Below are 22,043 nucleotides of genomic sequence, written 5' to 3' on the forward strand. Positions count from 1 at the left end.
ACCCGGAGGGGGTGCCGCCCCGCCCCTTCCGCTGTCGGGACGCGGCCTGGCGGAGCTGCTCAGCCTTCGCCGAGCAGCTCCGCCAGGCCGTCGGCGAGGCCGCCTCGCCAGCAGGCGTAGTCGTGGCCGCCGTTGAACTCCCGGTAGCGGAGGTCGTATCCGCGGGCGCGCAGCACATTGCGGAACCTGCGGTTCTCCGCCAGGAGCATCCATTCCTGGAGGCCGACCTCCAGGTGGAGCGTCACCGGCCTGCGTTCCCCCCGGGCGTACTGCCCGGTGAGCCACTCACTGCCGCGTTCGTCGTCGGGCCACCAGAAGGAGCCGGACTGGCAGAGGGCGAGGCCGAAGCGGTCGGGGCGCTGGAAGGCGGCGAACGCGGCGGTGAGGCCGCCCGCGCTCTGTCCGGCGACGACGGTCCGGGCGGGGTCGGCCCCGGCCCCGTACTCCCGCCCGACCCGGGGCAGCAGGGTGTCGGCCAGCCAGTCGACGAACGGTGCGTTGCAGGCCAGGTCCTCCATGCGCCGGCCCATGGTGTCGACCAGCACCGCCACGGTGGGGGGCAGGTCCCCGTCCGCGTGCAGGTTGTCGAGGGTGTCTCCGACGCCGAGGACCGGGCCCCACATCTCGCCGTCGAGGAGCACCGCGAGCGCGTACGGGCCGCCGTCCGGACGGTGGCCGGGCGGCAGATGGACCGTGATCCGTCGGCCGTCCACCTCGGCGTCGACCGTCCGCCCCCGGACCACGTCGTCGCGCCGCCGGATACGTGACTGGGCCGGGGCTTCGGGGAGTTCCAGTACGGAGGCGGGGTTGCGGCCGTCCCGGGAGGGCAGCGGGGCCCGGTCGTTGAGCGGGTCGGGTGCGGCGTGGTCGAGGACCTGGAGCCAGGCGGTCCGGTCGGCGCGCAACGCGTCCTCGCGGGTTCTGTCCGTGGCGTGGAACTGGTACGAGGCGCGGTGGTCGGCGCGCAACCGGTGGCTGATCGCCCAGACACCGGTGCCTTCGAGGCGTTCCATCAGGTGCGGGGCGAGGTCGCCCGCGTGCCGGTCCTTGTCGGTGACCGTGTGGACGAGGGCCAGGACGTGGGTGGCGGGGTGCTCGGGGTCCTCACGGCGGACGAAGGTGACGAGCCGGTGGCCGGGGTCGCCCTCGGGGTCGGGCTCGACGAGCGGGGCGCCGGTGGCGCTCACGTACCGCCAGAAGGCGTCCTCGGCGTCGGGACTGCCCGTGGTCACGTTCTCGAGGAGCGTGCGCAGGAGGGGGCTTCGCACGGTGTGCGCCTCGGTTCCGGTCGGTCCCGCGGGTGCGGGAGGGACGAGTGCGGGAGGGACGGGCGGGTTGCGGCGCTGTGAGCCGGTCATGTGCGGGCCGCCTTTCAGACGCGGGTGGCGGCGGACCGGCCGAGCAGAACCCAGAGCAGGAACGGTCCGCCGAGGACGGTGGTGACGATGCCGACGGGGAGTTCGACGCCGTCGAAGGCGATACGGCCGAGGGTGTCGGCGACGACCACGAGGACGGCTCCGGTGAGCATCGAGCCGACGAGGGGGACGCGCAGGGGGCCGGCGAGCCGGGAGGCGATGACCGGGGAGGCCAGCGCCACGAAGCCGACGGGACCGCAGATACCGACCGCGAGGCCCGCGAGGGCGACGGCCAGGAACAGGGAGAGCGCCCGGACCCGGCCGGGGGCGGAGCCGAGCGAGGAGGCGGTCGCGTCGTCGAAGCGCAGGACGCCCAGGTGGCGGGCGACGGCGAGGGCGACCGGGACGAGGAGCGCGAGGCCGATGAGGACGGGGACGGCGACGGAGTAGCTGCGTCCGTTGAGGCTGCCCGAGGTCCATACGTACAGCGAACTCGCGGAGGAGAGGGATCTGCGGGACAGCACGACCTGGGTGATCGCGGAGGCCAGCGCGGACATGGCGAGGCCGACGACGAGGACGCGGTAGCCGCGTTGGCCGAGGCCGCCGGAGACGGTGGTGACGACGATGACGGCGGCGAGCGCGCCGATCGGCCCGGCCCACCAGGCGCCGAAGGAGCCGGTGGCGCTGAGGGTGACGGAGAGCAGGACAGCGGCGGTGGCCCCGTCGTTGACGCCGAGCAGTTCGGGGGTGGCCAGGCGGTTGCGGGCCAGGGTCTGGGTGAGGCAGCCCGCGAGGCCGAGGGCGGCGCCCGCGGTGAGTCCGGCGACGATGCGGCCGAGACGGAACTTCTGCACGAGCAGGACGTCGAAGCGGTCGCCCTGGCCGAACACCGCGCGGAAGGTGCGGCCGACGCCCATGTCGCTCTGGCCCGCGTACGCGGAGAGGACGACGGCGAGCAGGAGGGCACCGGTGAGGGCGAGGGCGGCGAGGGCGGCGCGCCGGGTGACGAGCAGGGAGAGCGGGCCGCGCCGCAGGACGAGGGTGTCGGCCGGGCGGGCCCGGAGCGTCTTCGGGGTGCGGCGGGCGGGGCGGGGCGGGGCGATCCGGAAGCGGCGGGGGCGGTCGGGGGCGCGCTCCTCGGTGGCCGGTTCCGTCATGCCCATCGAGGCCAGCTGCTTGGAGCGGACGATGGCGATGAGGACGGGGGCTCCGATGAGGGCGACGATGACGGAGACGGGGGCCTCGAAGGGCCGGGAGACCACGCGGGCGGCGATGTCCGAGACCGTCAGGACGCAGGCGCCGATGAGCCCGGCGAGCAGCAGGCGGGCCGCGAGCCGGGTGCCGGCCAGGGCGCGGGCGAGGAAGCCGGCGAGCAGGCCGAGGAAGGAGATGGGTCCGGCGAGCGCCACGGCGGCGGCGGTCAGGAGGGTGACGCCGACGGCGACGACCGTACGGATCACGGGTGGCCGGTGGCCGAGGCTCCGGGCCAGGTCGTCGCCGAGGGCGAGGGCGGAGAGCGGGCGGGCGACCAGGAGGGCGACGACGAAGCCGAGCGCGAGCACGGGGGCGAGACGGCCGAGTTCGCCGAAGCCCTCGACCCCGGCGAGGGAGCCGAGGACCCAGAAGCGGAATCTGTCGTAGGTCTCCGCGGAGTTGACGACGATGACGCTGGTGAGTCCGCCGAAGGTCGCGCCGAGCGCGGCGCCGGCGAGGACCAGACGCATGGGAGAGCCACCGCCGCGTCTTCCGGATATGAGGAGGACGAGACCGCTGGCGACCACCGCGCCGACGAACGCGCAGACGAGGTAGGCGTAACCGGAATCGAAGCCGAGGAGTGCGATGCCGGCGACGACGCCGAGCGAGGCGCCCGCGTTGACGCCGAGCAGTCCGGTCTCGGCCAGCGGGTTGCGGGTGACCGCCTGGAGCAGGCACCCGGCGACACCGAGGGCGGCTCCGACGAGCAGCGCGGTAAGGGTGCGCGGGAGGCGCAGGTCGCCGACGACGAGGGAGAGCCGGGCGTTGTCGCGCGCGCCGTCGCGGCCCAGCAGGTAGTCCAGGACGCCGCCGGGGCCGACCTCGCCCGCGCCGATCGAGAGGGAGAGGGCCGTCAGCAGCAGCACGGCGAGGGCCAGTCCGGCGACGGCCGCCGCCACGGTCCGCCGTCGCGGGTCGGCCGTGGAGCGGGGATCTCCGAGCCCGGCGGGGAGCTGTCCGGTTTCCGCGGTTGTTCCGTTTTCGGTTACCGGGGATGCTTCCTCGCGTCCTGGGGGCACGGCTTCGACCGTCCGGTCGTCGGCCTCGTCTCCATCCAACTGAACGTTCGAGGAGTCATGTTCGGGAGCCGAGGCCGTGGCCCCCGTGCGCGGCGTTTGCATAAGGTGAGGCTAGCCTAAGTAGATATCGACGGCCCGACACCTTTCTGGGCGGTCGGTTCAATTTAGGTTACCCTTACCTAACACCCGGAGGAGGTTGCTCATGCCTGAGCACATACCGGGCAGAAGCGGCGACTTCATCGGCCGCACTGCTCTGGTCACCGGTGCCGCACAAGGCATCGGCGCGGCAGTCGCCGACCTGCTCGCCACCCTCGGCGCCCGCGTGGCCGCCACCGATCGCGTCCTGCCGGGCGTCGAGGCGCTGGCCGCCGAGTGGGCCCTGACGCAGGAGAAACTGCCCGGCGGCGAGCGCTCGGAGGGCGGCCTGACCCCGTATGTGATGGACGTCACCGACCGTGGTTCGGTGGAGAGCACCGTGGCCCGGGTGGAGCGCCAACTGGGCCCGGTCGACGTCCTGGTGAACGTGGCGGGCATCCTGCGCACCGGCCCGGCGGCCGTGCTCTCCGCGCAGGACTGGGCGGAGACCTTCGCGGTGAACGCCACCGGCGTCTTCCACGTCTCCCAGGCCGTCGCCCCGCGCATGGCGGCCCGCGGATCCGGCGCGGTCGTCACCGTCGGCTCCAACGCCGCCGGGGTCCCCCGCACCGGCATGGCCGCCTACGCCGCCTCCAAGGCGGCCGCCGCCATGTTCACCAAGTGCCTGGGGCTCGAACTCGCCCGCAGCGGCGTCCGCTGCAACGTCGTCGCACCCGGCTCCACCGACACGCCGATGCAACGCGCGCTGTGGACCGGTCCGGGCGCCGAACAACGCGTCATCGACGGGGACCCCTCGGCCTACCGCACCGGCATCCCGCTCGGCCGGATCGCCGACCCGGCGGACATCGCGGAGACGGTGGCGTTCCTCGCCTCGGACCGCGCCCGCCACATCACCATGCAGGAGCTGTACGTCGACGGCGGCGCGACCCTGCGCTGACCGGCCCGGCCGCCCCTCGTCCCTTCCTTCCTCCCAGCCAGCCCCCCGCACCCGCTGACGGGACCATCGAGAATGGAGTCCCCGTGTCGACGGCATCCCAGGTCGCCACGCACACCGCCCCGGCCGATCCGGCCCACCCGGCCGTAGGAGCGGCCACTTCGCTGCTGGACGCCTACACACCGGGCGACCACTTTCTCGCCACCCCCGGACGCACGCTGCTCGCACGGGGCCCGGGACGCCATGTGCCCCATGACGAGAGACCGTTGACCGCGCGCGTGGGCGCCACGCTGGCCGCCGCGGTCGCCGCCGGGCAGGAGTCGCCGGTGGTCATGGGCGCCATCCCCTTCGACCACACCGCCCCGGCCGCCCTGACCGTCCCGGAGTCGGTGCGCTGCGCGCCGCCGCTCACCTCCGATCCGCTCATCGCCCTGCCCGCCGGCGCGCCCGCCGCGGGAAACTGGCGGATGCGCCCGGTGCCCGAACCGGAGATCTACGGGAAGGGCGTCGCATCGGCCGTGGAGCGCATGTGGCGCGGCGAGTTCAGCAAGGTCGTCCTGGCCCGCACCCTCGAACTCACCTCCGAGGCCCCGCTCGACCTGCCCGCGATGCTCCAGCGCCTCGCCCGCCGTGACCCCTCCGGCTACACCTTCGCGCTGCCGACCGGCCCCGGGCGCACCCTCATCGGCGCCAGCCCCGAACTGCTCGTCTCCCGCCGCGGAACGCGGGTCGTCGCCAATCCGCTCGCCGGGTCGACCCCCCGCAGCGCCGACCTCGCCGAGGACGTGCGCCGGGCGGCCACACTGCTGGAGTCCGCCAAGGACCTCCACGAGCACGCCGTCGTCGTCGACGCCGTCCACCAGGCGCTCGCCCCGTACTGCACGGAACTGACCGTCCCGCCCCGCCCGACGCTCATCCGTACCGCCACCATGTGGCACCTGTCCACCACGGTCACCGGCGCCCTCGCCTCCCCCGACGCCTCGGCGCTGGAGCTGGCCTGCGCGCTGCATCCGACGCCCGCCGTGTGCGGGACACCGACGCCGACGGCCCGTCAGATCATCGCGGAGACCGAGCCGTTCGACCGCGGGTTCTTCACCGGGGTGGTCGGCTGGGGCGATGCCGAGGGCGACGGCGAATGGGTCGTGACGATCCGTTGCGCCGACGCCGAGGAGCGCACGCTGCGCCTGTACGCGGGAGCGGGCATCGTCGCCGCCTCCGAGCCCGAGGCGGAGACCGACGAGACCGCGGCCAAGTTCCGCACCTTCCTGAGCGCCGTGGGAGCCGAGCTGTGAGTACGGACGCGGCGCCGACCTGGCCCGCCGAGTTCGCGGAGAGGTACCGGGCGGCCGGCTGGTGGCGCGGGGAGACCTTCGGGGAGATGCTGCGGCAGCGCGCCGAGGACCATCCGGACCGGGTCGCGATCGTCGACCCGGTGGCGGGAAGCCGGTGGACGTACGCCGATCTCGACCGGCGCGCCGACCGGCTGGCGGCGGGCTTCCTCGCCCGCTCCATCGGCAAGGGCGACAAGGTGGTGGTGCAACTCCCCAATATCGCCGAGTTCTTCGAAGTGATCTTCGCGCTGTTCCGGATCGGCGCGCTGCCCGTCTTCGCGCTGCCCGCCCACCGCGAGAGCGAGATCACCTACTTCTGCGAGTTCACCGGGGCGGTGGCGTACGTCATCGCGGCCGAGCACGGCGGCTACGACTACCGCGAGCTGGCGTCGAAGACCCGCGCCCGGGTGAGCGGCCTGCGCCATGTGTTCGTGGCCCAGGGGGACCCCGGCGAGTTCGAGGCACTGTCCGAGGTCGCCGAAGAGCCGGTCGGCCACGGCGGCCCGCGCCCGGACGACCTGGCCTTCCTCCAGCTCTCCGGCGGCAGCACCGGCGTGCCGAAGCTGATCCCGCGCACCCACGACGACTACATCTACTCGCTGCGGGGCTCCAACGAGATCTGCGCCGTCGACGAGCGGAGCGTCTACCTGTGCGTCCTGCCGGCGGCCCACAACTTCCCGCTCTCCTCGCCCGGTTCGCTCGGCACGCTGTACGCCGGCGGCCGTGTGGTGCTGTGCCCGGGGCCCTCGCCGGAGGTGGCGTTCCCGCTGATCGAGCGTGAGGGCGTCACCATCACCGGGCTCGTGCCGCCGCTGGCCCTGCTGTGGACGGAGGCCGCGCCGGACACCGCGCACGACATCGGCAGCCTGGACGTCCTGCTCGTGGGGGGCGCCAAGTTCAGCGAGGAGGCGGCCCGCCGGGTGCGGCCCGCTCTCGGCTGCACACTCCAGCAGGTCTTCGGCATGGCCGAGGGGCTGGTCAACTACACCCGACTGGACGACCCGGTCGAGACCGTCGTCACCACCCAGGGGCGGCCCATCTCGCCCGACGACGAGATCCTCGTCGTCGATGACGGGGACGAGGAGGTGGCCCCGGGCGAGACCGGTCATCTGCTGACCCGGGGCCCGTACACCATCCGGGGCTACTGGAACGCCCCGGAGCACAACGCCCGTTCCTTCACCGAGGACGGCTTCTACCGCACCGGCGACATCGTGCGGGTCACCGGTACCGGGCACATCGTCGTCGAGGGGCGCGCCAAGGACCAGATCAACCGGGGCGGCGAGAAGATCGCCGCCGAGGAGGTGGAGAACCACATCCTCGCCCACCCGGCCGTGCACGACGCCAACGTGGTGGCCGAGCCCGACCCGTATCTGGGCGAACGCGTCTGCGCCTACGTGATCCTCCGCTCGGGCGCGGGTCCGCTCAAGCCGGTGGCCGTCAAACGGTTCGTACGCGAACGGGGCCTGGCCTCCTACAAGGTGCCGGACCGGGTCGAGTTCGTCGACGCCTTCCCGCAGACCGGTGTGGGCAAGGTCTCCAAGAAGGACCTGCGCGACGCCGCCGCCCGCACCCCGTCCCCGTCCCACTGAACGACTCCCCGAACGGAACCCCCTCCACCATGGCTCTGCCCGCCATCGTCCCCTACCCCATGCCGGCCGTCGGCGAGCTGCCCGCCAACCGGGTCGACTGGACCGTCGACCCCGCGCGTGCGGTGCTCCTCGTCCACGACCTGCAGAACTACTTCCTGTCGGCGTACGACCGCCGGGCCGCCCCCGTGCCCGAACTCCTGTCCCATGTCGCTGAGTTGAAGAAGGACGCGACGCGACTCGGCGTTCCGGTGCTCTACACCGCGCAGCCCGGCGGCCAGAGCGCGGAGGAACGCGGACTCCAGCAGGACTTCTGGGGCCCCGGACTCCCGGCCGACGAGAACCTGGCGGCCATCGCGGACGAGGTCGCACCCGACGCGGGCGACACCGTCCTCACCAAGTGGAAATACAGCGGCTTCGTCCGCACCGATCTGCTGGAGCGCCTGCGCGAACAGGGCCGCGACCAGATCGTCATCACCGGCGTCTATGCTCACATCGGCGTGCTCATGACCGCGTGCGACGCCTGGATGCAGGACATCCAGGCGTTCGTGGTGGCCGACGCGGTGGCGGACTTCTCGGCCGAGGACCATGCGATGGCGCTGCGCTGGGCCGCGGGCAAATGCGCGGTCGTCACGACCGCCCGGACCGTCTTCGAAGGGAAGTGACCGCTGTGGCGCTCACGCTCGAACAGCTCCGTGCCGATGTCGCCGACGTCCTCGGCGAGGACCCCGGGGAGATCCCCCTGGACGAGAACCTCGTCGACTACGGCCTCGACTCCGTCCGCCTGATGTCGCTGGCCGCCGGCTGGCGCCGCGACCACGGCATCGAGGTGGCCTTCGCCGACCTCGCCGAGCAGCCCGCACTGGAGTCCTGGGCCCCGCTGCTGGGCGTGACCGGCTGACTCTGCGGCCCTGCCGCCGCCACCGAGGGTGGTGGGACCCGAACGTCGGGTTCCCACCACCCTCGACGCATGCCGGGCGCTCGCGGGACGGGCGCCCGACGGATGTTGCCCCGCACTCCCGGCGCATAGTGGTACAGTGCGATGAGCACATGTGCATGCCCCTTCTCATCGGGCACCGGTGCTGATTCCTCTCCACCGCTGTTGCGCCCGTCCTTTCCGACCGGCGATCCAGCTTTCTTCCCAGCGTGTTCGCTGTCTCTCCGGCCCAGGGCACCCGTGCCCGGTGCGTGGCGTGATTCCCGCCGCCCCTCCGTACGCCGGTCCCCTCGTTCGCCTGTCCGCGAAAGGACCCCTCCCATGACCACCACACTCGAACGCCCCGTCACCGGGGAGCGGCGCCCCGTCCGGGTCACCGGCCTCCTCGACACCGCCGACGACGGGCACGGCATGCTCCGTGTCCACGGCGGCCACCCCTCCCCCGACGACCTCCAGGTCTCGTCCGCCCTGATCCGCCGCCTCGGACTCCGCAAGGGCGACGCCGTCGAGGGCGGCTGCGACCGGCCGCGCGTCCTGTCCTCGGTCGACCGTGTGAACGGACTCCCCCCACAAGACCTGCGGAGCCGTGCCCGTTTCCGCGACCTGACACCGGTCCACCCCCACGAGCGGCTGCGCCTGGAAACACCGCACGGCGGGCCCGCGCCGCGCGTCGTCGATCTCGTCTCCCCCGTCGGCAAGGGCCAGCGCGGCCTCCTCGTCGCACCGCCCCGAACGGGGAAGACCGTGCTGCTGCAACAGCTGGCCGCCGCCGTCGCCACCAACCACCCCGAGGCGCACCTGATGGTGGTGCTGCTCGACGAACGGCCCGAAGAGGTCACGGACATGCGCCGCTCCGTACGCGGCGAGGTGTACGCGTCGACCTTCGACCGGCCCGCGCGGGAGCACATCGCCCTGGCCGAACTCGCCGTCGAGCGCGGCCGCCGCCTCGTCGAGCAGGGCCGGGACGTGGTGATCCTGCTGGACTCCCTCACCCGGCTGTGCCGGGCCCACAACAACGCGGCCCGCGCGGGCGGCCGGACCCTGAGCGGCGGCGTTGACGCGGCGGCCCTTACCGGCCCGAAGAAGCTGTTCGGCGCGGCCCGTTGTGCCGAGGAGGGCGGCTCGCTGACGATCCTGGCGACGGCCCTCGTGGAGACGGGCTCACGGGCCGACGACTTCTTCTTCGAGGAGTTGAAGGGCACCGGCAACATGGAGCTGCGCCTGGACCGATCCGCCTCCGAAGCGCGGATCTTCCCCGCCGTCGACATCGCCCGCTCCGGCACCCGCCGAGAGGAACTCCTCTTCGGTCCGCGTGAGTTGGCGTCCGTTCGGGCCCTGCGCCGCGCCCTGAGCACGCGGGACGGCCAGGGGGCCCTTCAGGTGCTGCTCGACCGGGTCCGGCGCACCCCGGACAACACGGCCTTCCTGCGGCAGGTGCAGCCGACGGTGCCGGGCGCCTGAGCGCGGGCACCGTCGGCGGGACAGCCCTCAGGCGTCGCCCAGGGCTTCGGAGACCAGTGCCCGGGCCTCCTCCTGGACCTGGGCGAGATGGCCGGGGCCCTGGAAGCTCTCCGCGTACACCTTGTAGACGTCCTCGGTGCCCGAGGGGCGGGCGGCGAACCAGGCGCTGTCGGTGCAGACCTTGAGGCCGCCGATCGCCGCACCGTTGCCGGGGGCCTCGGTGAGCACGGCGGTGACGGGCTCTCCGGCCAGGGTGTCGGCCTTGACCTGCTGCGGGGAGAGCCGGGCCAGGACGGCCTTCTCCTCGCGGGTGGCGGGTGCGTCGACGCGGGCGTACGCCGGGTCGCCGAAGCGTCCGGTGAGCCGCGCGTAGTGCTGGGAGGGGGTGGAGCCGGTGACGGCGGTGATCTCGGAGGCGAGGAGGGCCAGCAGGATGCCGTCCTTGTCCGTGGTCCAGACCCGGCCGTCGCGGCGCAGGAAGGAGGCCCCGGCGGACTCCTCGCCGCCGAAGCCGAGACTGCCGTCGAAGAGTCCGTCCACGAACCACTTGAAGCCGACCGGGACCTCCACCAGGGGGCGGCCGAGGTCGTGGGCGACCCGGTCGATCATGGACGAGGAGACCAGGGTCTTGCCGATGCCGGTGCCAGCGGCCCAGCCCTCGCGGTGGGTGTAGAGGTAGTCGATGGCGACTGCCAGATAGTGGTTGGGGTTCATCAGGCCGCCGTCGGGGGTGACGATGCCGTGCCGGTCGGCGTCGGCGTCGTTCCCGGTGGCGATGGCGTACGCGTCGCGCTGGGCGATCAGCGAGGCCATGGCGTGCGGGGACGAGCAGTCCATGCGGATCTTGCCGTCCCAGTCCAGCGTCATGAACCGCCAGGTGGGGTCGGCGAGCGGGTTGACGACGGTGAGGTCGATCCGGTGGCGTTCGGCGATCCGGCCCCAGTAGGCGACGGACGCGCCGCCGAGCGGGTCGGCGCCGATGCGGATGCCCGCGTCCCGTACGGCGTCGAGGTCGAGGACGGAGGGCAGGTCGTCGACGTACGCGGTCAGGAAGTCGTGGCGGCGGGTGGTGCCGGCGGCCAGGGCGCGGGCGTACGGGATCCGGCGGACCTCTCCGAGCCCGGCCTCGATCAGGGCGTTCGCCCGGTCCTGGATCCAGGAGGTGGCGTCGGAGGCGGCCGGCCCCCCGTTCGGCGGGTTGTACTTGAAGCCGCCGTCGGCGGGCGGGTTGTGCGAGGGGGTGACCACGATCCCGTCGGCCAGGTGCTCGGTGCGCCCCTGGTTGTACGTGAGGATGGCGTGCGAGACGGCGGGGGTCGGGGTGTAGCCGTCCTCGCTGTCGATGAGGACGGTGGCCCCGTTGGCGGCGAGCACCTCCAGGGCGGTGACCCGGGCGGGTTCGGACAGCGCGTGGGTGTCGGCGCCGAGGAACAGGGGTCCGCCGGTGCCCTGGCGGGTGCGGTAGTCGCAGATCGCCTGGGTGGTCGCGGCGATGTGGTCCTCGTTGAACGCGGCGTTGAACGCGGAGCCGCGGTGGCCGGAGGTCCCGAAGGCCACCCGCTGCGCGGGCTCGGCCGGATCGGGGTGGAGCGCGTAATAGGCCGTCACCAGCCGTGCCACGTCGACCAGGTCTGCGGACTGCGCCGGGTGACCGGCCCGTTCGTGCACCATCGGGTCTCCTCGTACGTTCTCGTCGTCGGCCGGCCCGCGGGGAGACGGGCCCGGCGCACCGGGGAAACGATCACACCGGTCCGTACCCGATTCTGCTCTCCCGGCCGCCCCGGTGCGCGACCGGTTCACGCCTTCCTCGTGTCGCGCCCCGGCCGGAGCGGCGCCGCGCCCCGGGTCCGGAGCTGACCAGGGGCGCGGAACCGTACGGGTGGGGGCTCAACGGCCCTGGAGGGACCTCACGTTGTCGCCGAAGGTCCAGCCCCTGGAGCCGTCCCAGTTCAGGGACCAGGTCATCAGCCCCTTGAGGGAGCCGTTGTAGTGGTTCCAGGCCTGTGAGACGAGTCCGGTGGACATGTGGCCGCCGCCGGCGCCGGGCTGGGCGGGGAGGCCCGGGACCTGCTTGTCGTAGGGCACCTTGATGGCGGTGCCCTGGATGACGAGCCCCTTGTCGAGACAGTCGGTCTGGGCGGTGAACCCCGCGACGGTGCCGGCGGCGTAGGAGTCGCCGGAGCAGCCGTACATGCTGCCGTTGTAGTACTGCATGTTCAGCCACCACAGGCGGCCGTTGTCGGCGTACTTCTTGATGATGGGCAGGTACGAGCCCCAGATCGAGCCGTAGACGACGCTGCCGCCGGTGACGTACGCCGTCTCGGGGGCCATGGTGAGGCCGAAGTTCGGCGGCATCGCGGCGAGGACGCCGTCGATGATGCGGATGAGGTTGGACTGCGACGCGGACAGCTGGTTGATGTTGCCGCTGCCGACCAGGCCGGTCTCGATGTCGATGTCGATGCCGTCGAAGTTGTACTTCTTCAGGATCGGGACGATCGTCTCGACGAACCGGTCGGCCACCGCGCTGGAGCCGAGATCGATCCCTGCCGCGGCTCCGCCGATCGACATGAGGGTGGTGAGGCCGGAGGCCTTGGCCCGGCACATCTCGGCGGGGGTCGCGACCTTGACGGTCCTGTCCATGCCGTCCTCCCAGAGGATGGTGCCGTCGGAGCGGATGACGGGGAAGGCCGCGTTGATGACGTTGTAGCCGTGCTGGGTGATGCGGGAGTCGGTGATCGGGATCCAGCCGAGCGGCGGGTGCACGCCGTTGGCCGCCCCGTCCCAGTTCTCCCAGTACCCCTGGAGCACCTTGCCCGTGGGCTTCGACTTGACCGCGCAGGTCTCGGCGGCCGCGATGTTCGTCTCCGCGGACTTCGGCGGCGCGGCTCCGACCAGCATCGGTACAACGAGCGCCGCGGCCAGGCCGAGGCCCAGCAACCGTGATGTACGCCCCATGATCCGTACGTCCTTCCTGCCCGGGTCCGCCGCCGGCGGGGCGAAAGGTTCGCCCCGCCCCGCCCTATGTCGTGACCCTGCCAAACCGTAGAATGGTCCAGACCTTCGGTCAAGAGGTCTGGGCCAGACCATCCGTCAGGAGCCGCACCGCCGGGGACTGGTCGGCACAGGGCCTGACCAGTGACGACTCCCGTACGATATGACCATCCCGCACCCCAGTTCGAGCCCTGAGAGGATTGCCCTACCGTTTGAAATGCGATAAGCCGACCGTAGCCGCGAGCCGCGAGCCGCGAGCCGCGAGCCGCGAGCCGCGAGCCGCGAGCCGCGAGCCGCGAGCCGCGAGCCGCGCCAGGATGGTGTGCCCGTAGCCTTTTGGGGTGGCCATGCACGCTAGCCAGCCCCTCCGCGTCCCCGTCGGCGCCGACGCCGGACGATGGAGCACCTTTCACGGTGAGAAGACCCTGGTCGTAGCGGCCCGTACGGTGACCTCGACCGTACGGGTCCTCGAATGTCTGCCCGCCCTGCTGCGCGGGGACGCACGGGTGACCGTGGTCTTCGCCCATGACCCCACCTCCGCGTTCGGCGACGGCGTGCTGGAGCTGCTGCACGACGCGGGCTGCCGGGTCATCCCCTGGGCGCAGGTGCGGCACGCCGAGCCCGATCTGATCCTCACGGCCAGCGAGAACGTCGATGTGCCCGAAGGGCACTGCCCGGTCCTCGTGCTGCCTCACGGAATCGGCTTCCAGAAACAGGTGCCGGACTCCCGCGGCCCGCGGGACCGGCTGTCCGGGGTGGTGCCGGACAGTCTCCTGGAGTCCGGGCGTGCTTGGCTGGCGATCTCGCATCCGAGCCAGGCGGAGCAGCTGCTCTCCTCCCATCCGAAGGCGGCCGGTCGCACGCTGCTCGTGGGTGACCCCTGCTATGACGAGCTGCTCGTCAGTGCCGGACGGGCGGACACGTACCGGCGGGCGCTCGGGGTTCCCTCCGGGCACCGGCTCGTGGTGCTCAGCTCCACCTGGGGCCGCACCTCGCTGATCGGGCAGGACCCGGAGCTGGCGGCCCGGACCCTGGCCGCACTCCCGTACGACGAGTTCCGCGTCGCGGCGATCGTCCACCCCAACGTCTGGTCCGGCCACGGTTCCTGGCAGATCCGCACCCTCCTGGCCCCGGCCCTGGAAGCCGGGCTGATGCTCATCCCGCACATCCACGCCTGGCGGCCCGCGCTGGTCGCGGCGGACGTGGTGGTGGGCGATCACGGCTCGGTGACGCTGTACGGGGCGGCGCTCGGCAAACCGGTCCTGCTGGGTGCCTTCGGCAGCGAGGCCGTCGACGGCACCGCCGCGGCCGCGCTCGGGCGGACCGCGCCCCGTCTGAACGCCGGCGGTGACGTACGTGAACAGATCATGTCCGCCTTGGCGGAGCAGGCCCCGGACCGGTTCGCCGCGATCGCCGAGGGAGCGTTCGACCGGCCGGGGCAGGCTCTGGCCCGGCTGCGCACCGCGCTCTACCACCTGCTGGACCTCACGGAACCCAGGCCCGCTCCCCCGTCCGCGCTGTATCTGGACGAGCCCGAGGCGACCGGAGCGGAGGTGACCGCCTGGACGGTCATCAGCACCGTCTCCCCGGGTGCGGGACCGGACATCGTCACCGTGCGCCGGCGGCCCGCGGCGGTGGCACCGTACGGGGACGCCGGCGGAGGCGTGAACAGGAACGCGCACGGGGACGAGGAGGAGGACGAGACCGTCGGGCGCTTCCGTCATCTCGCCTGCGACGAACGCGAGCAGGACCGGAGACTGGTGGAGAGCGCTTCGGTACTGCTGCGCGGGGCTCCGGCTCCTTCCTCCACGGCCGCGCTCCGATGGATCGAGAATGCCCTGGCACGTCTGCCGGGATGCCGACTCGCGGCGGCCACGCTGAGCGATGGGGGCTGCCTGGTGGGGCTCCGCGACGGCCGGATCGTGGAGGCGTCCATGACCGGGCCTCCGGCCGCCCCGGGTCCGACCGCCGCGGTCGTCTACTCACTGCTGCGCGCCGCCGCTCCGCTGGACGGCGTGCTCGTGACGCTGCGGATCGGCGCGCGCGACGAGGACGTGGCCCTGCGACTGCGCGCACCGTCAGCGGGCCGCGGCGCGGGCTGAGCGAAGCTCTGCGCGAGCACACGCCCGCCGTGCGTCAACCGGTCGCCGGCTCTTCCTCCGGTCCTTGGTCCCGCCCCTCCTCCAGCCGCTCCCGGAGCTCTTCCGCGCGAGGGCTGCCACCGGCCTCGTAGATCTCCAGGGCGCGCTCAAGACGGGCGCGCACCTCGCGGGGGTCGCCCTGGGAGCGTTCCTGTATGTCCGCCAGTGCCACGAGGGCCTGCGCCTCGTAGTGGGTGGCCTCCTGCGCGCGAAGGACGGCGGCGGCCTCACTGAGTGCGGTGATCGCCTCCCGCGTCTCGTCGAGGTGGTCGTGGGCGAGACCGATGGCCATCAGGACCCGCGCCGCCATCCTCGGATCCTCGCGTGCGGTGAGCTGTTCGTGGGCGCCGCGCAGGGTGCCGAGCGCCTCACGGGAGTTACCGGCGGCGTCCTGGGCACAACCGAGGAAGTAGGAGGCGATGGCGGCGCCGCGGTACTCCTTCGCCGCCGTGTTGAGGGCGAGCGCGCTCCTGTAGGCCGCCATGGCCCGGGAGGGGTCGATGCGGTCCCAGTAGCGTCCGGAGAACTCCTGAACGGAGGCACGGACGTCCAGACGATCCGATACCTCGGCGCATGCCTGCGCGGTGTCGAGCTCACGCCGGGCGGCCGCGTACTCGCCCAGGTCCATCAGCGGGCGCGACAGCAGGCTGCGCAAGCGCGCCTCGGCGGCCGGGACCACGGCCTCCGCGGCGGCGGTCGCACCGAGTTCGAGCGATTCCCGCCAGTCACCGAGGTGCCGGTGGTGGAGGAACAGGACCGTGAACGCCTCGGCGAGCTGCCAGACCTCCGTGTGCAGCGTTCCCTCGCGCGCGGCGGCCCGCAGCACGCCGAGGATGTTGCGGTGTTCGGCCTCCAGCCAGGCCAGCGGCTCCGGGCCGCCCTCGGCCGCGAAGGGGTCGGGTACGTCGGTGAGCAGGCGCCTGTGGTCGGCGATCCGCAGCCGGTCCAGCCGGACGGCCCGGTCGGCGAGCGCGGTGAGGGCCAGGTAGTGCAGCGTCACACGCCGTACGAGAGCGGGGCGCTCGTACAAGTCCTCTTCCTCCGTCGCGCGCTCACGGGCGTGCAGGCGCACGAGGTCGTGGAAGCGGAAGCGCCCGTCCGGCGTTTCCTCCAGCAGACCGGCCCGGGTCAGAGCCTTCAGCGCGTCCGCAGTACGTCGCGGGTCCAGGCCCGCCGCCACCGCGGCGACTCCGCCGTCGAAGGTGACTCCCGGGTACCAGCCCATCAGGCGGTGGAGCCGGGCCGGCTCGGGGGCGAGTTCACGGTAGGCGAGGTCGAACGCGGCGGCCACGGACCGTTCCTTTCCCAGGGACATTCCTGCCAGTCGGCGCGACTCATCGGCCAGCTCCGCCGCGAGCCCCGGGAGCGTGAGACGCGTCTCCGTCGTCAGCCGGGCGGCGGCCACCTGCAACGCCACCGGCAGCCCGCCGCAGAGCCGCACCACCTCGTCCGCCGCCTCCAGGTCCGCAGCGACGGTCTCGGCTCCGCAGCGGTCGGCGAGCACCTGCAGGCTGCTTTCCCGGTCGAGCGGCTCCACCGGCACCATCCGCGCGCCGTCCATGGCGAGTTCCCCCAGCCGTGAACCGCTCGCCACCAGCAGCACGCTGCCCCTGCCCTTCGGCAGGAGCGCGGCCGCGTGGGCGGGGTCGGAGATGTTGTCCAGGAAGAGCAGCAGCCGCCTGCCCGCCGTCCGGGTCCGCAGGAGGCGGGCCCGGTCGGCGAGCGTGGTGGGGATGTACGCCGCGTCGACGCCCAGGGACTTCAGGCAGCTCCACGCGGCCTCGGAGACGTCGGCACCCGCTGTCCCTCCCCGCAGGGCGGCGAAGTCCACGTAGATCTGCCCGTCGGGGAACCGCTCCCGTCCCCGTTCCGCCCAGCGGGACGCCAAAGTGGTCTTGCCGACGCCCGGCAGTCCGTACAGCGCGGCGAAGCCGATGCTCGCGCCTTCGGGGTCGGGGGCGAACAAGCCGTCGAGCAGGTCGAGCATCCGGTCCCGGTTCCGGAACCGCACGGTCAGTGGCGGGATCTCGTCGGGGGCGGCCCACTCCCCGGCCGGGGCGGTCGCCTCGACGTGGAACGTGATGCCGCCGTGGATCGTGCCGGCCTGCACGACCGGGCCGTTGACGACGCCGGACAGCTCGTTGCGCGCGGTCGTCCGATCGGGGCCGCCCTGGTCCCCGCTCGTCACGCCGTGCCCGGCCGCTGCTCCGGGGCGTTGGCACTGCGACCGCCGTTGAACGTCGGGGCGAAAAACATCTGCCCTTGCAGCACCGGGGCGTTCTGGATGCCTCCACTGACGGTGTTGGTGACGGACACCGCGGGGCCCGCGGGTGCGAGGGGGGACAGGTCGTCGAGCAGGGCCCGCAGCTCGTCCGCCGCCTCGGGGTTGGCGCGCAGGGCACGGCGAAGTCTGATGCGCCACTCCTCCTCGACGTCGGCGACCGCTTCGTCGTCGGCCGCGGCGCGCGCGGCCGTCAGCTCCCTGCGGGACGCCTCCAGCTCCGCGTCGACCGCCTCGTCGTCCTCGCCCCGGCCCAGGAACCGGGCCACCCGCCCCCGCGCCTGCGTCCAGGCCTCCGTCACCATCAGCCCCACGAAGGCCGTGGCCCCCGACGCCGCCAGTGCCGTCAACTCGGCTTCCACCGAACCCCCTCTGCCTCGCCTGTCGTGCTGTTCCGGGCGCGGAACCCGTCGCTGGTGCAACCGTAGAGAGCGAACCGCCACCACGGAAGCGGAATCAGGGGCGCGGCGCAGAGCAGTTCCGGCCAAGTCGGCCGGTCCCGGCGGGGGGATGGCGTTCACCGCGCCGCCGTTCGGGGCCGTTTCCGCTCGGACCGGCGGTCGCGCAACCACGCGCACGCCGGATGCGTGATGATGGATGAGGGGCCGCGGCACGACGGCGTTGCGCCGACACCGCCGGCCGACGCCCCGGAAGGGCGGTCGCCATGTCCGCAGCCGGAATCAGGACCTCGGTCGCAGTGCTGTTCACCGCACTCGTGCTGGCCGTCACAGCCGCCTGCACGGGCGGGGACGGTTCCTCGCCCTCGCCCCGCAGCAGCTCTCCCTCCGGCGCGGGCCGGGCCGCCGACGTACTCGCCGTGAAGATCGACAATGTGGCGCCCGCACGCCCCCACACCGGTCTGGAGCGGGCCGACGTCGTCTACGTCGAGCAGGTGGAGGCCGGCCTGAGCCGGATCCTTGCCGTGTACTCCTCCGCTCTGCCGCCGGTCATCGGCCCGGTGCGCAGCGCGCGGGAGACCGATCTGGAGCTGCTGCGGCAGTTCGACCGGCCGGCCCTGGCCTTCTCGGGGGCCCAGAGCAGGCTGCTGCCTCTCATCGACCGCGCGCCGCTGGACGCCGTGCCGCCCTCGAAGGCGCCGGGGGCGTACTTCCGGGGTCCGGACAGGCCCGCGCCGCACAATCTCTATCTGCGGCCGGAGCGGATCCCGTTCGAGGCCTCCGGGGTGAACGCCGTAGGGGAGCTGGGGCTCGACGTCGGCGCGCCGCCTCCCGGCGGGGAGCCGGAGAACAGCCGCACGGTTCGCTATCCATCCGCTTCCGTGACGTTCGGGTGGTCCGCCGAACGCGAGCGGTGGCTCGTCTCGCTGGACGGCTCCCCCGCCCGCACCACCGAGGGCGGGCGGCTCGGGGCCGGTACCGTCATCGTCCAGGACGTGACCGTGCGGCCGTCGGACTTCCGCGACCGGTCCGGGAACACCAGCCCGTTCACCGAGACCGTGGGATCGGGGAGCGCGGTCGTCCTGCGGGACGGCCGGGCGTACGAGGCCCGGTGGGCGCGGAGCGCGGCCGCCGCGGACACGGTGTACACCACCCCGGACGGACACCGCGTCGATCTCGCCGAAGGGCCGCTGTGGATCCTGTACGCGCCGGGCGGTGGCGCCTGAGCGAGACCCCGCTGGAGCCCCGCGAGGGTGCCCGGGCGGTGGGACCGGCCCCACCGCCCGGGGTGCGTGGTTCTCTACTGCCAGACCTTGACGTAGTCGATGCTCATCTTCTGCGGGAAGCGTGTGGTGGCGTCGGGCGGGCCGGGCCAGTCACCGCCGACCGCGTTGTTGAGGATGAGGAAGAAGTCGTGGTCGAACACCCAGGGTCCGCGGGTGCGCTCCAGCTCCTCCTTGTCGACCGTGTGTGTGACCTGGCCGTCGACCCGGAACGTCATGCCTCTGCTGTTCCAGTCCACGGCGAAGGTGTGGAAGTCGTCGGCGAAGTTCGCGCCCCCGGGCAGTGAGTAGGGGGCTCCGTAGCCGGCCGCGCCGTTGTACGCGGGGGCGTGCAGCGTCGAGTACGTGGTGTTCGGCTCCTTGCCGACGTGCTCCATGATGTCGATCTCACCGGTGTAGGGCCACGGGCGCCCCTTGTCGAAGTAGTCCGCGCCCAGCATCCAGAACGCGGGCCACAGCCCCTGCGTGCCGGAGACCTTGATGCGCGCCTCGACCCGGCCGTAGGTGAACTGGAACGTGCCGTAGGTGTTGAGCCGCGCCGAGGTGTACTGGCACGTGGTGCTGCCGCTCAGCGGGTCGGGCGGACAGGCCGAGCCGGGCGTCGGTTCGCGGCGGGCCTCCAGCACGAGGCTGCCGTTGCCGTCCTGGGCGGCGTTCTTGTTCGCGGTGTAGTACTCCAGCTCGTTGTTGGGGCCGGAGCCCGTCTCCGGGACCCACTTCGCGGGGTCGGGCGCCGCGCCCGCGGGGCCGTTGAACTCGTCGCTGAAGACCAGCCGGTCGTACGTGGGCTCCGCGGGCAGCGGCGGTGCGGGGATCGGCGCCCCGCCGGTGCCCCAGACCTGGAACTCCCAGAGCGAGTAGCCGTACACACCGCTGCGCTGGGTGGCGTACAGGCGTACGTGCCGGCCGGTGCCACTGACGTCGAGCGTCTCCTTGAAGCCCGCGCCCGACGCGGTCTCGTGGATCGTCGTCCAGTCGGTCCCGTTGTCGGAGACCTCGATCCGGTAGGCCCTGGCGTGGGCCGGGTCCCACTGGAGGACGACCCGGTCGATCTCGGCCCGGGCGCCGAGGTCGACCGCGATCCAGCCCGGGTCGGTCCAGCCGCCCTCGGGACTGGTGGCCCAGCGGCTGGCGGGGTCGCGGTCGAACGCCTTGTCCGGGGAGCACTCCCAGCAGGTGCCGTCGTGCTGGGAGGTCGAGGCGGATCCGGTCCTGCCGTAGGAGAGCAGGACGTCGTCGCCGGGGGCGGTGCCGCCGGTGGTGGAGTAGACCTGGAACTCGTGGAGGGAATAGCCCCAGGCAGTGGCGCGCTCGGTGCCGTGCATCCGGATGTAGCGGCCCGTTCCGGAGACCGTCAGCGTCTCAACGCCGCCGGTGCCGGTCGTGGTGGAGTGGATCGTGGTCCACTGCTGTCCGTCGCCGGAGACTTCGAGGCGATAGCCCTTGGCGTACGCGGCCTCCCAGTCGAGGACGACCTGCCCGATCGAGGTGCTCGCGCCCAGGTCGATGCGGAGCCACTCTTCGTCACCGAAGGCGCTGGACCAGCGGGTGGCGGTGTCACCGTCCACGGCGGCTGCCGCGGCGAAGGGGCCTTCGGTGCTGGAGGCGGTGGCCGGCTTTCCCTGGGAGACGAGAACGGCAGCGGCGGCGGCACGTTCCGGGGCGATGCCCACCGAGAGGGTGAAGAGGAGGGCCACGATGGCCATGACCGCCAGGGCACCGCGCGACCGTGGTGTTCCACGGGCTTCCATGCGAACTCCTTGCACTGTGAGGGGATGAGGCCGAGAGAGCGCTCCCCCGCAGTGGGGAGACTGACGGGCGCTCAGCGAACCGTCAAGACCTACGGCGGAGACGGTTCGGACGGCCAAGGGGTCGGGCCCGGCTGCCACTCTGACACCCGGTCAACCGACGCCGCGCTTTCGGGAGATGGAACATCGGGCGGCCCGACCGACCCGGTACGGCTTCCCCGCGCACAACTCTTGACGCGACGGAAACACGGGAGAATCATTCGGCTACCGAGAGAGCGCTCTCTCCCTTCGTGGGAGCACGCCCGCACCTGTTTCCCTCCCCCACCCGCCCGACCTTTCAGGAGATGCCCACATGCCCGCTGCCCTCGTCAGACCGTCGCGGCCCCCGACGGCCGCGTCCCACCGATGGCGCACCCTGGCCCTCGTCCTGGTCACCACACTGGTCGCGGCACTGCTCGCGGCCGTACAGGCGACTCCGGCGCAGGCCGCTCCCGTCCTGCTCTCCCAGGGCGGCGCGGTCACCGTGTCGAGCCAGGAGAACGGCGGCACCGCCGCGGGCAACGCCGTCGACGGGGACGGCGGAACACGCTGGTCCAGCGCGTTCGCCGACCCCCAGTGGATACGGGTCGACCTCGGGTCCCCGGCCGTCCTCAGCCGGGTCGAACTCGCCTGGGAGGCCGCGCACGCGAAGAGCTACCGCATCGAACTCTCGACCGACGGCACCACCTGGACGACCGCCTACAGCACCACCACCTCCGCGGGCGGCAACGAGACCCTCACCATCTCCGGCGAAGCCCGCTACGTGCGCCTGACCGGCACCGAGCGGGCCACCGGATACGGCTACTCACTCTGGGAGTTCAAGGTCTTCGGCACCCGTGACGGCGGCGGTCCGGAGATCCCGGGCGGCGGCGACCTCGGCCCCAACGTCCATGTCTTCGACCCCTCGACGCCCGACATCCAGGGCAAGGTCGACGCGATCTTCGAGCAGCAGGAGGAGGCCCAGTTCGGCAGCGGCCGCCACGCGCTCCTCTTCAAGCCGGGCACGTACGACGACATCAACGCGCAGATCGGTTTCTACACACAGATCGCGGGTCTCGGCCTGCACCCCAACGACACCACGTTCAACGGTGATGTGACCGTGGACGCGGGCTGGTTCGACGGGAACGCGACGCAGAACTTCTGGCGTTCGGCGGAGAACCTGACCCTGAACCCGGTCAGCGGCACCAAC

Annotated in this window: 16 protein-coding genes; 9 read left to right on the forward strand and 7 right to left on the reverse strand. The window is 72.6% G+C overall.

Annotation, left to right across the window (positions count from 1 at the left end):
- Window positions 1–59: 59 nt before the first annotated feature.
- On the reverse strand, window positions 60–1,358 hold the full coding sequence (fes, locus tag CR470_RS21765) for an enterochelin esterase (RefSeq protein ID WP_097869232.1): 1,299 nt from the start codon (window positions 1,356–1,358) through the stop codon (window positions 60–62).
- Window positions 1,359–1,372: 14 nt separating this feature from the next.
- Entirely contained in the window at window positions 1,373–3,730 is a 2,358-nt protein-coding gene (gene fhuB, locus CR470_RS21770) for a Fe(3+)-hydroxamate ABC transporter permease FhuB (RefSeq protein ID WP_107489490.1), read from the reverse strand.
- A gap of 100 nt (window positions 3,731–3,830) precedes the next feature.
- Here fhuB and CR470_RS21775 point away from each other — a divergent pair, with 100 nt between their 5' ends.
- The 6 genes from CR470_RS21775 to rho all read left to right on the forward strand — a co-directional run bounded on the left by CR470_RS21775 (window position 3,831) and on the right by rho (window position 9,973).
- A complete protein-coding gene (locus CR470_RS21775; protein ID WP_097869233.1) occupies window positions 3,831–4,661 on the forward strand; it encodes a 2,3-dihydro-2,3-dihydroxybenzoate dehydrogenase in 831 nt (276 codons plus the stop codon).
- A gap of 83 nt (window positions 4,662–4,744) precedes the next feature.
- Complete coding sequence (gene dhbC / locus CR470_RS21780) at window positions 4,745–5,950, forward strand: isochorismate synthase DhbC (RefSeq protein ID WP_097869234.1); 1,206 nt, start codon at window positions 4,745–4,747, stop codon at window positions 5,948–5,950.
- A complete protein-coding gene (locus tag CR470_RS21785; RefSeq protein WP_097869235.1) occupies window positions 5,947–7,578 on the forward strand; it encodes a (2,3-dihydroxybenzoyl)adenylate synthase in 1,632 nt (543 codons plus the stop codon). Before dhbC ends, CR470_RS21785 begins: the two co-directional genes overlap by 4 nt.
- A gap of 29 nt (window positions 7,579–7,607) precedes the next feature.
- A complete protein-coding gene (locus CR470_RS21790; RefSeq protein WP_097869236.1) occupies window positions 7,608–8,240 on the forward strand; it encodes an isochorismatase family protein in 633 nt (210 codons plus the stop codon).
- Between the two features lie 5 nt (window positions 8,241–8,245).
- Window positions 8,246–8,476, forward strand: a complete 231-nt coding sequence (locus CR470_RS21795; protein WP_179892338.1) for a phosphopantetheine-binding protein — start codon at window positions 8,246–8,248, stop codon at window positions 8,474–8,476.
- A 357-nt stretch (window positions 8,477–8,833) separates the two neighbouring features.
- Window positions 8,834–9,973: a transcription termination factor Rho gene (gene rho / locus CR470_RS21800; RefSeq protein ID WP_097869238.1), complete on the forward strand. Its 1,140-nt coding sequence runs from the start codon at window positions 8,834–8,836 to the stop codon at window positions 9,971–9,973.
- Between the two features lie 27 nt (window positions 9,974–10,000).
- Here the strand turns inward: rho and pgm are convergent, their stop codons facing one another.
- A complete protein-coding gene (pgm, locus tag CR470_RS21805) occupies window positions 10,001–11,644 on the reverse strand; it encodes a phosphoglucomutase (alpha-D-glucose-1,6-bisphosphate-dependent) (RefSeq protein WP_097869239.1) in 1,644 nt (547 codons plus the stop codon).
- Between the two features lie 216 nt (window positions 11,645–11,860).
- A complete protein-coding gene (locus CR470_RS21810) occupies window positions 11,861–12,928 on the reverse strand; it encodes a chitinase (RefSeq protein WP_179892339.1) in 1,068 nt (355 codons plus the stop codon).
- Window positions 12,929–13,311: 383 nt separating this feature from the next.
- Between CR470_RS21810 and CR470_RS21815 the strand changes: the two genes are divergently transcribed.
- A complete protein-coding gene (locus CR470_RS21815) occupies window positions 13,312–15,066 on the forward strand; it encodes a hypothetical protein (RefSeq protein ID WP_179892340.1) in 1,755 nt (584 codons plus the stop codon).
- 34 nt (window positions 15,067–15,100) lie between these two features.
- Here the strand turns inward: CR470_RS21815 and CR470_RS21820 are convergent, their stop codons facing one another.
- Both CR470_RS21820 and CR470_RS21825 read right to left on the reverse strand, forming a co-directional pair.
- On the reverse strand, window positions 15,101–17,293 hold the full coding sequence (locus CR470_RS21820; protein ID WP_097869241.1) for an NB-ARC domain-containing protein: 2,193 nt from the start codon (window positions 17,291–17,293) through the stop codon (window positions 15,101–15,103).
- Window positions 17,290–17,748: a hypothetical protein gene (locus tag CR470_RS21825; RefSeq protein WP_097869242.1), complete on the reverse strand. Its 459-nt coding sequence runs from the start codon at window positions 17,746–17,748 to the stop codon at window positions 17,290–17,292. The genes CR470_RS21820 and CR470_RS21825 overlap by 4 nt, the downstream gene beginning before the upstream one ends.
- A 302-nt stretch (window positions 17,749–18,050) precedes the next feature.
- On the opposite strand from CR470_RS21825, the gene CR470_RS21830 reads away from it, so the two are divergent.
- Window positions 18,051–19,010 (forward strand): DUF3048 domain-containing protein, encoded by a 960-nt coding sequence (locus CR470_RS21830; RefSeq protein ID WP_097869243.1) that lies wholly within the window; start codon window positions 18,051–18,053, stop codon window positions 19,008–19,010.
- A gap of 74 nt (window positions 19,011–19,084) precedes the next feature.
- Here the strand turns inward: CR470_RS21830 and CR470_RS21835 are convergent, their stop codons facing one another.
- Window positions 19,085–20,818 carry a discoidin domain-containing protein gene (locus CR470_RS21835; RefSeq protein ID WP_097869244.1) on the reverse strand — a complete coding sequence of 578 codons (1,734 nt, stop codon included), beginning with the start codon at window positions 20,816–20,818 and terminating at the stop codon, window positions 19,085–19,087.
- Between the two features lie 349 nt (window positions 20,819–21,167).
- Between CR470_RS21835 and CR470_RS21840 the strand changes: the two genes are divergently transcribed.
- Window positions 21,168–22,043: discoidin domain-containing protein (locus CR470_RS21840; RefSeq protein ID WP_143663852.1), on the forward strand; the 876-nt coding region annotated here is incomplete at its 3' end.

The sequence above is a fragment of the Streptomyces sp. rh34 genome, from assembly GCF_002551245.1.
Classification (GTDB): Bacteria; Actinomycetota; Actinomycetes; order Streptomycetales; family Streptomycetaceae; genus Streptomyces.

What these genes read in the sequence shown, in the direction of transcription:
- fes (WP_097869232.1), bottom strand. Translation starts at nt 1,358, where the DNA reads ATGACCGGCTCACAGCGCCGCAACCCGCCCGTCCCTCCCGCACTCGTC.
- fhuB (WP_107489490.1), bottom strand. Translation starts at nt 3,730, where the DNA reads ATGCAAACGCCGCGCACGGGGGCCACGGCCTCGGCTCCCGAACATGAC.
- CR470_RS21775 (WP_097869233.1), top strand. Translation starts at nt 3,831, where the DNA reads ATGCCTGAGCACATACCGGGCAGAAGCGGCGACTTCATCGGCCGCACT.
- CR470_RS21790 (WP_097869236.1), top strand. Translation starts at nt 7,608, where the DNA reads ATGGCTCTGCCCGCCATCGTCCCCTACCCCATGCCGGCCGTCGGCGAG.
- rho (WP_097869238.1), top strand. Translation starts at nt 8,834, where the DNA reads ATGACCACCACACTCGAACGCCCCGTCACCGGGGAGCGGCGCCCCGTC.
- pgm (WP_097869239.1), bottom strand. Translation starts at nt 11,644, where the DNA reads ATGGTGCACGAACGGGCCGGTCACCCGGCGCAGTCCGCAGACCTGGTC.
- CR470_RS21810 (WP_179892339.1), bottom strand. Translation starts at nt 12,928, where the DNA reads ATGGGGCGTACATCACGGTTGCTGGGCCTCGGCCTGGCCGCGGCGCTC.
- CR470_RS21815 (WP_179892340.1), top strand. Translation starts at nt 13,312, where the DNA reads ATGCACGCTAGCCAGCCCCTCCGCGTCCCCGTCGGCGCCGACGCCGGA.
- CR470_RS21830 (WP_097869243.1), top strand. Translation starts at nt 18,051, where the DNA reads ATGTCCGCAGCCGGAATCAGGACCTCGGTCGCAGTGCTGTTCACCGCA.
- CR470_RS21835 (WP_097869244.1), bottom strand. Translation starts at nt 20,818, where the DNA reads ATGGAAGCCCGTGGAACACCACGGTCGCGCGGTGCCCTGGCGGTCATG.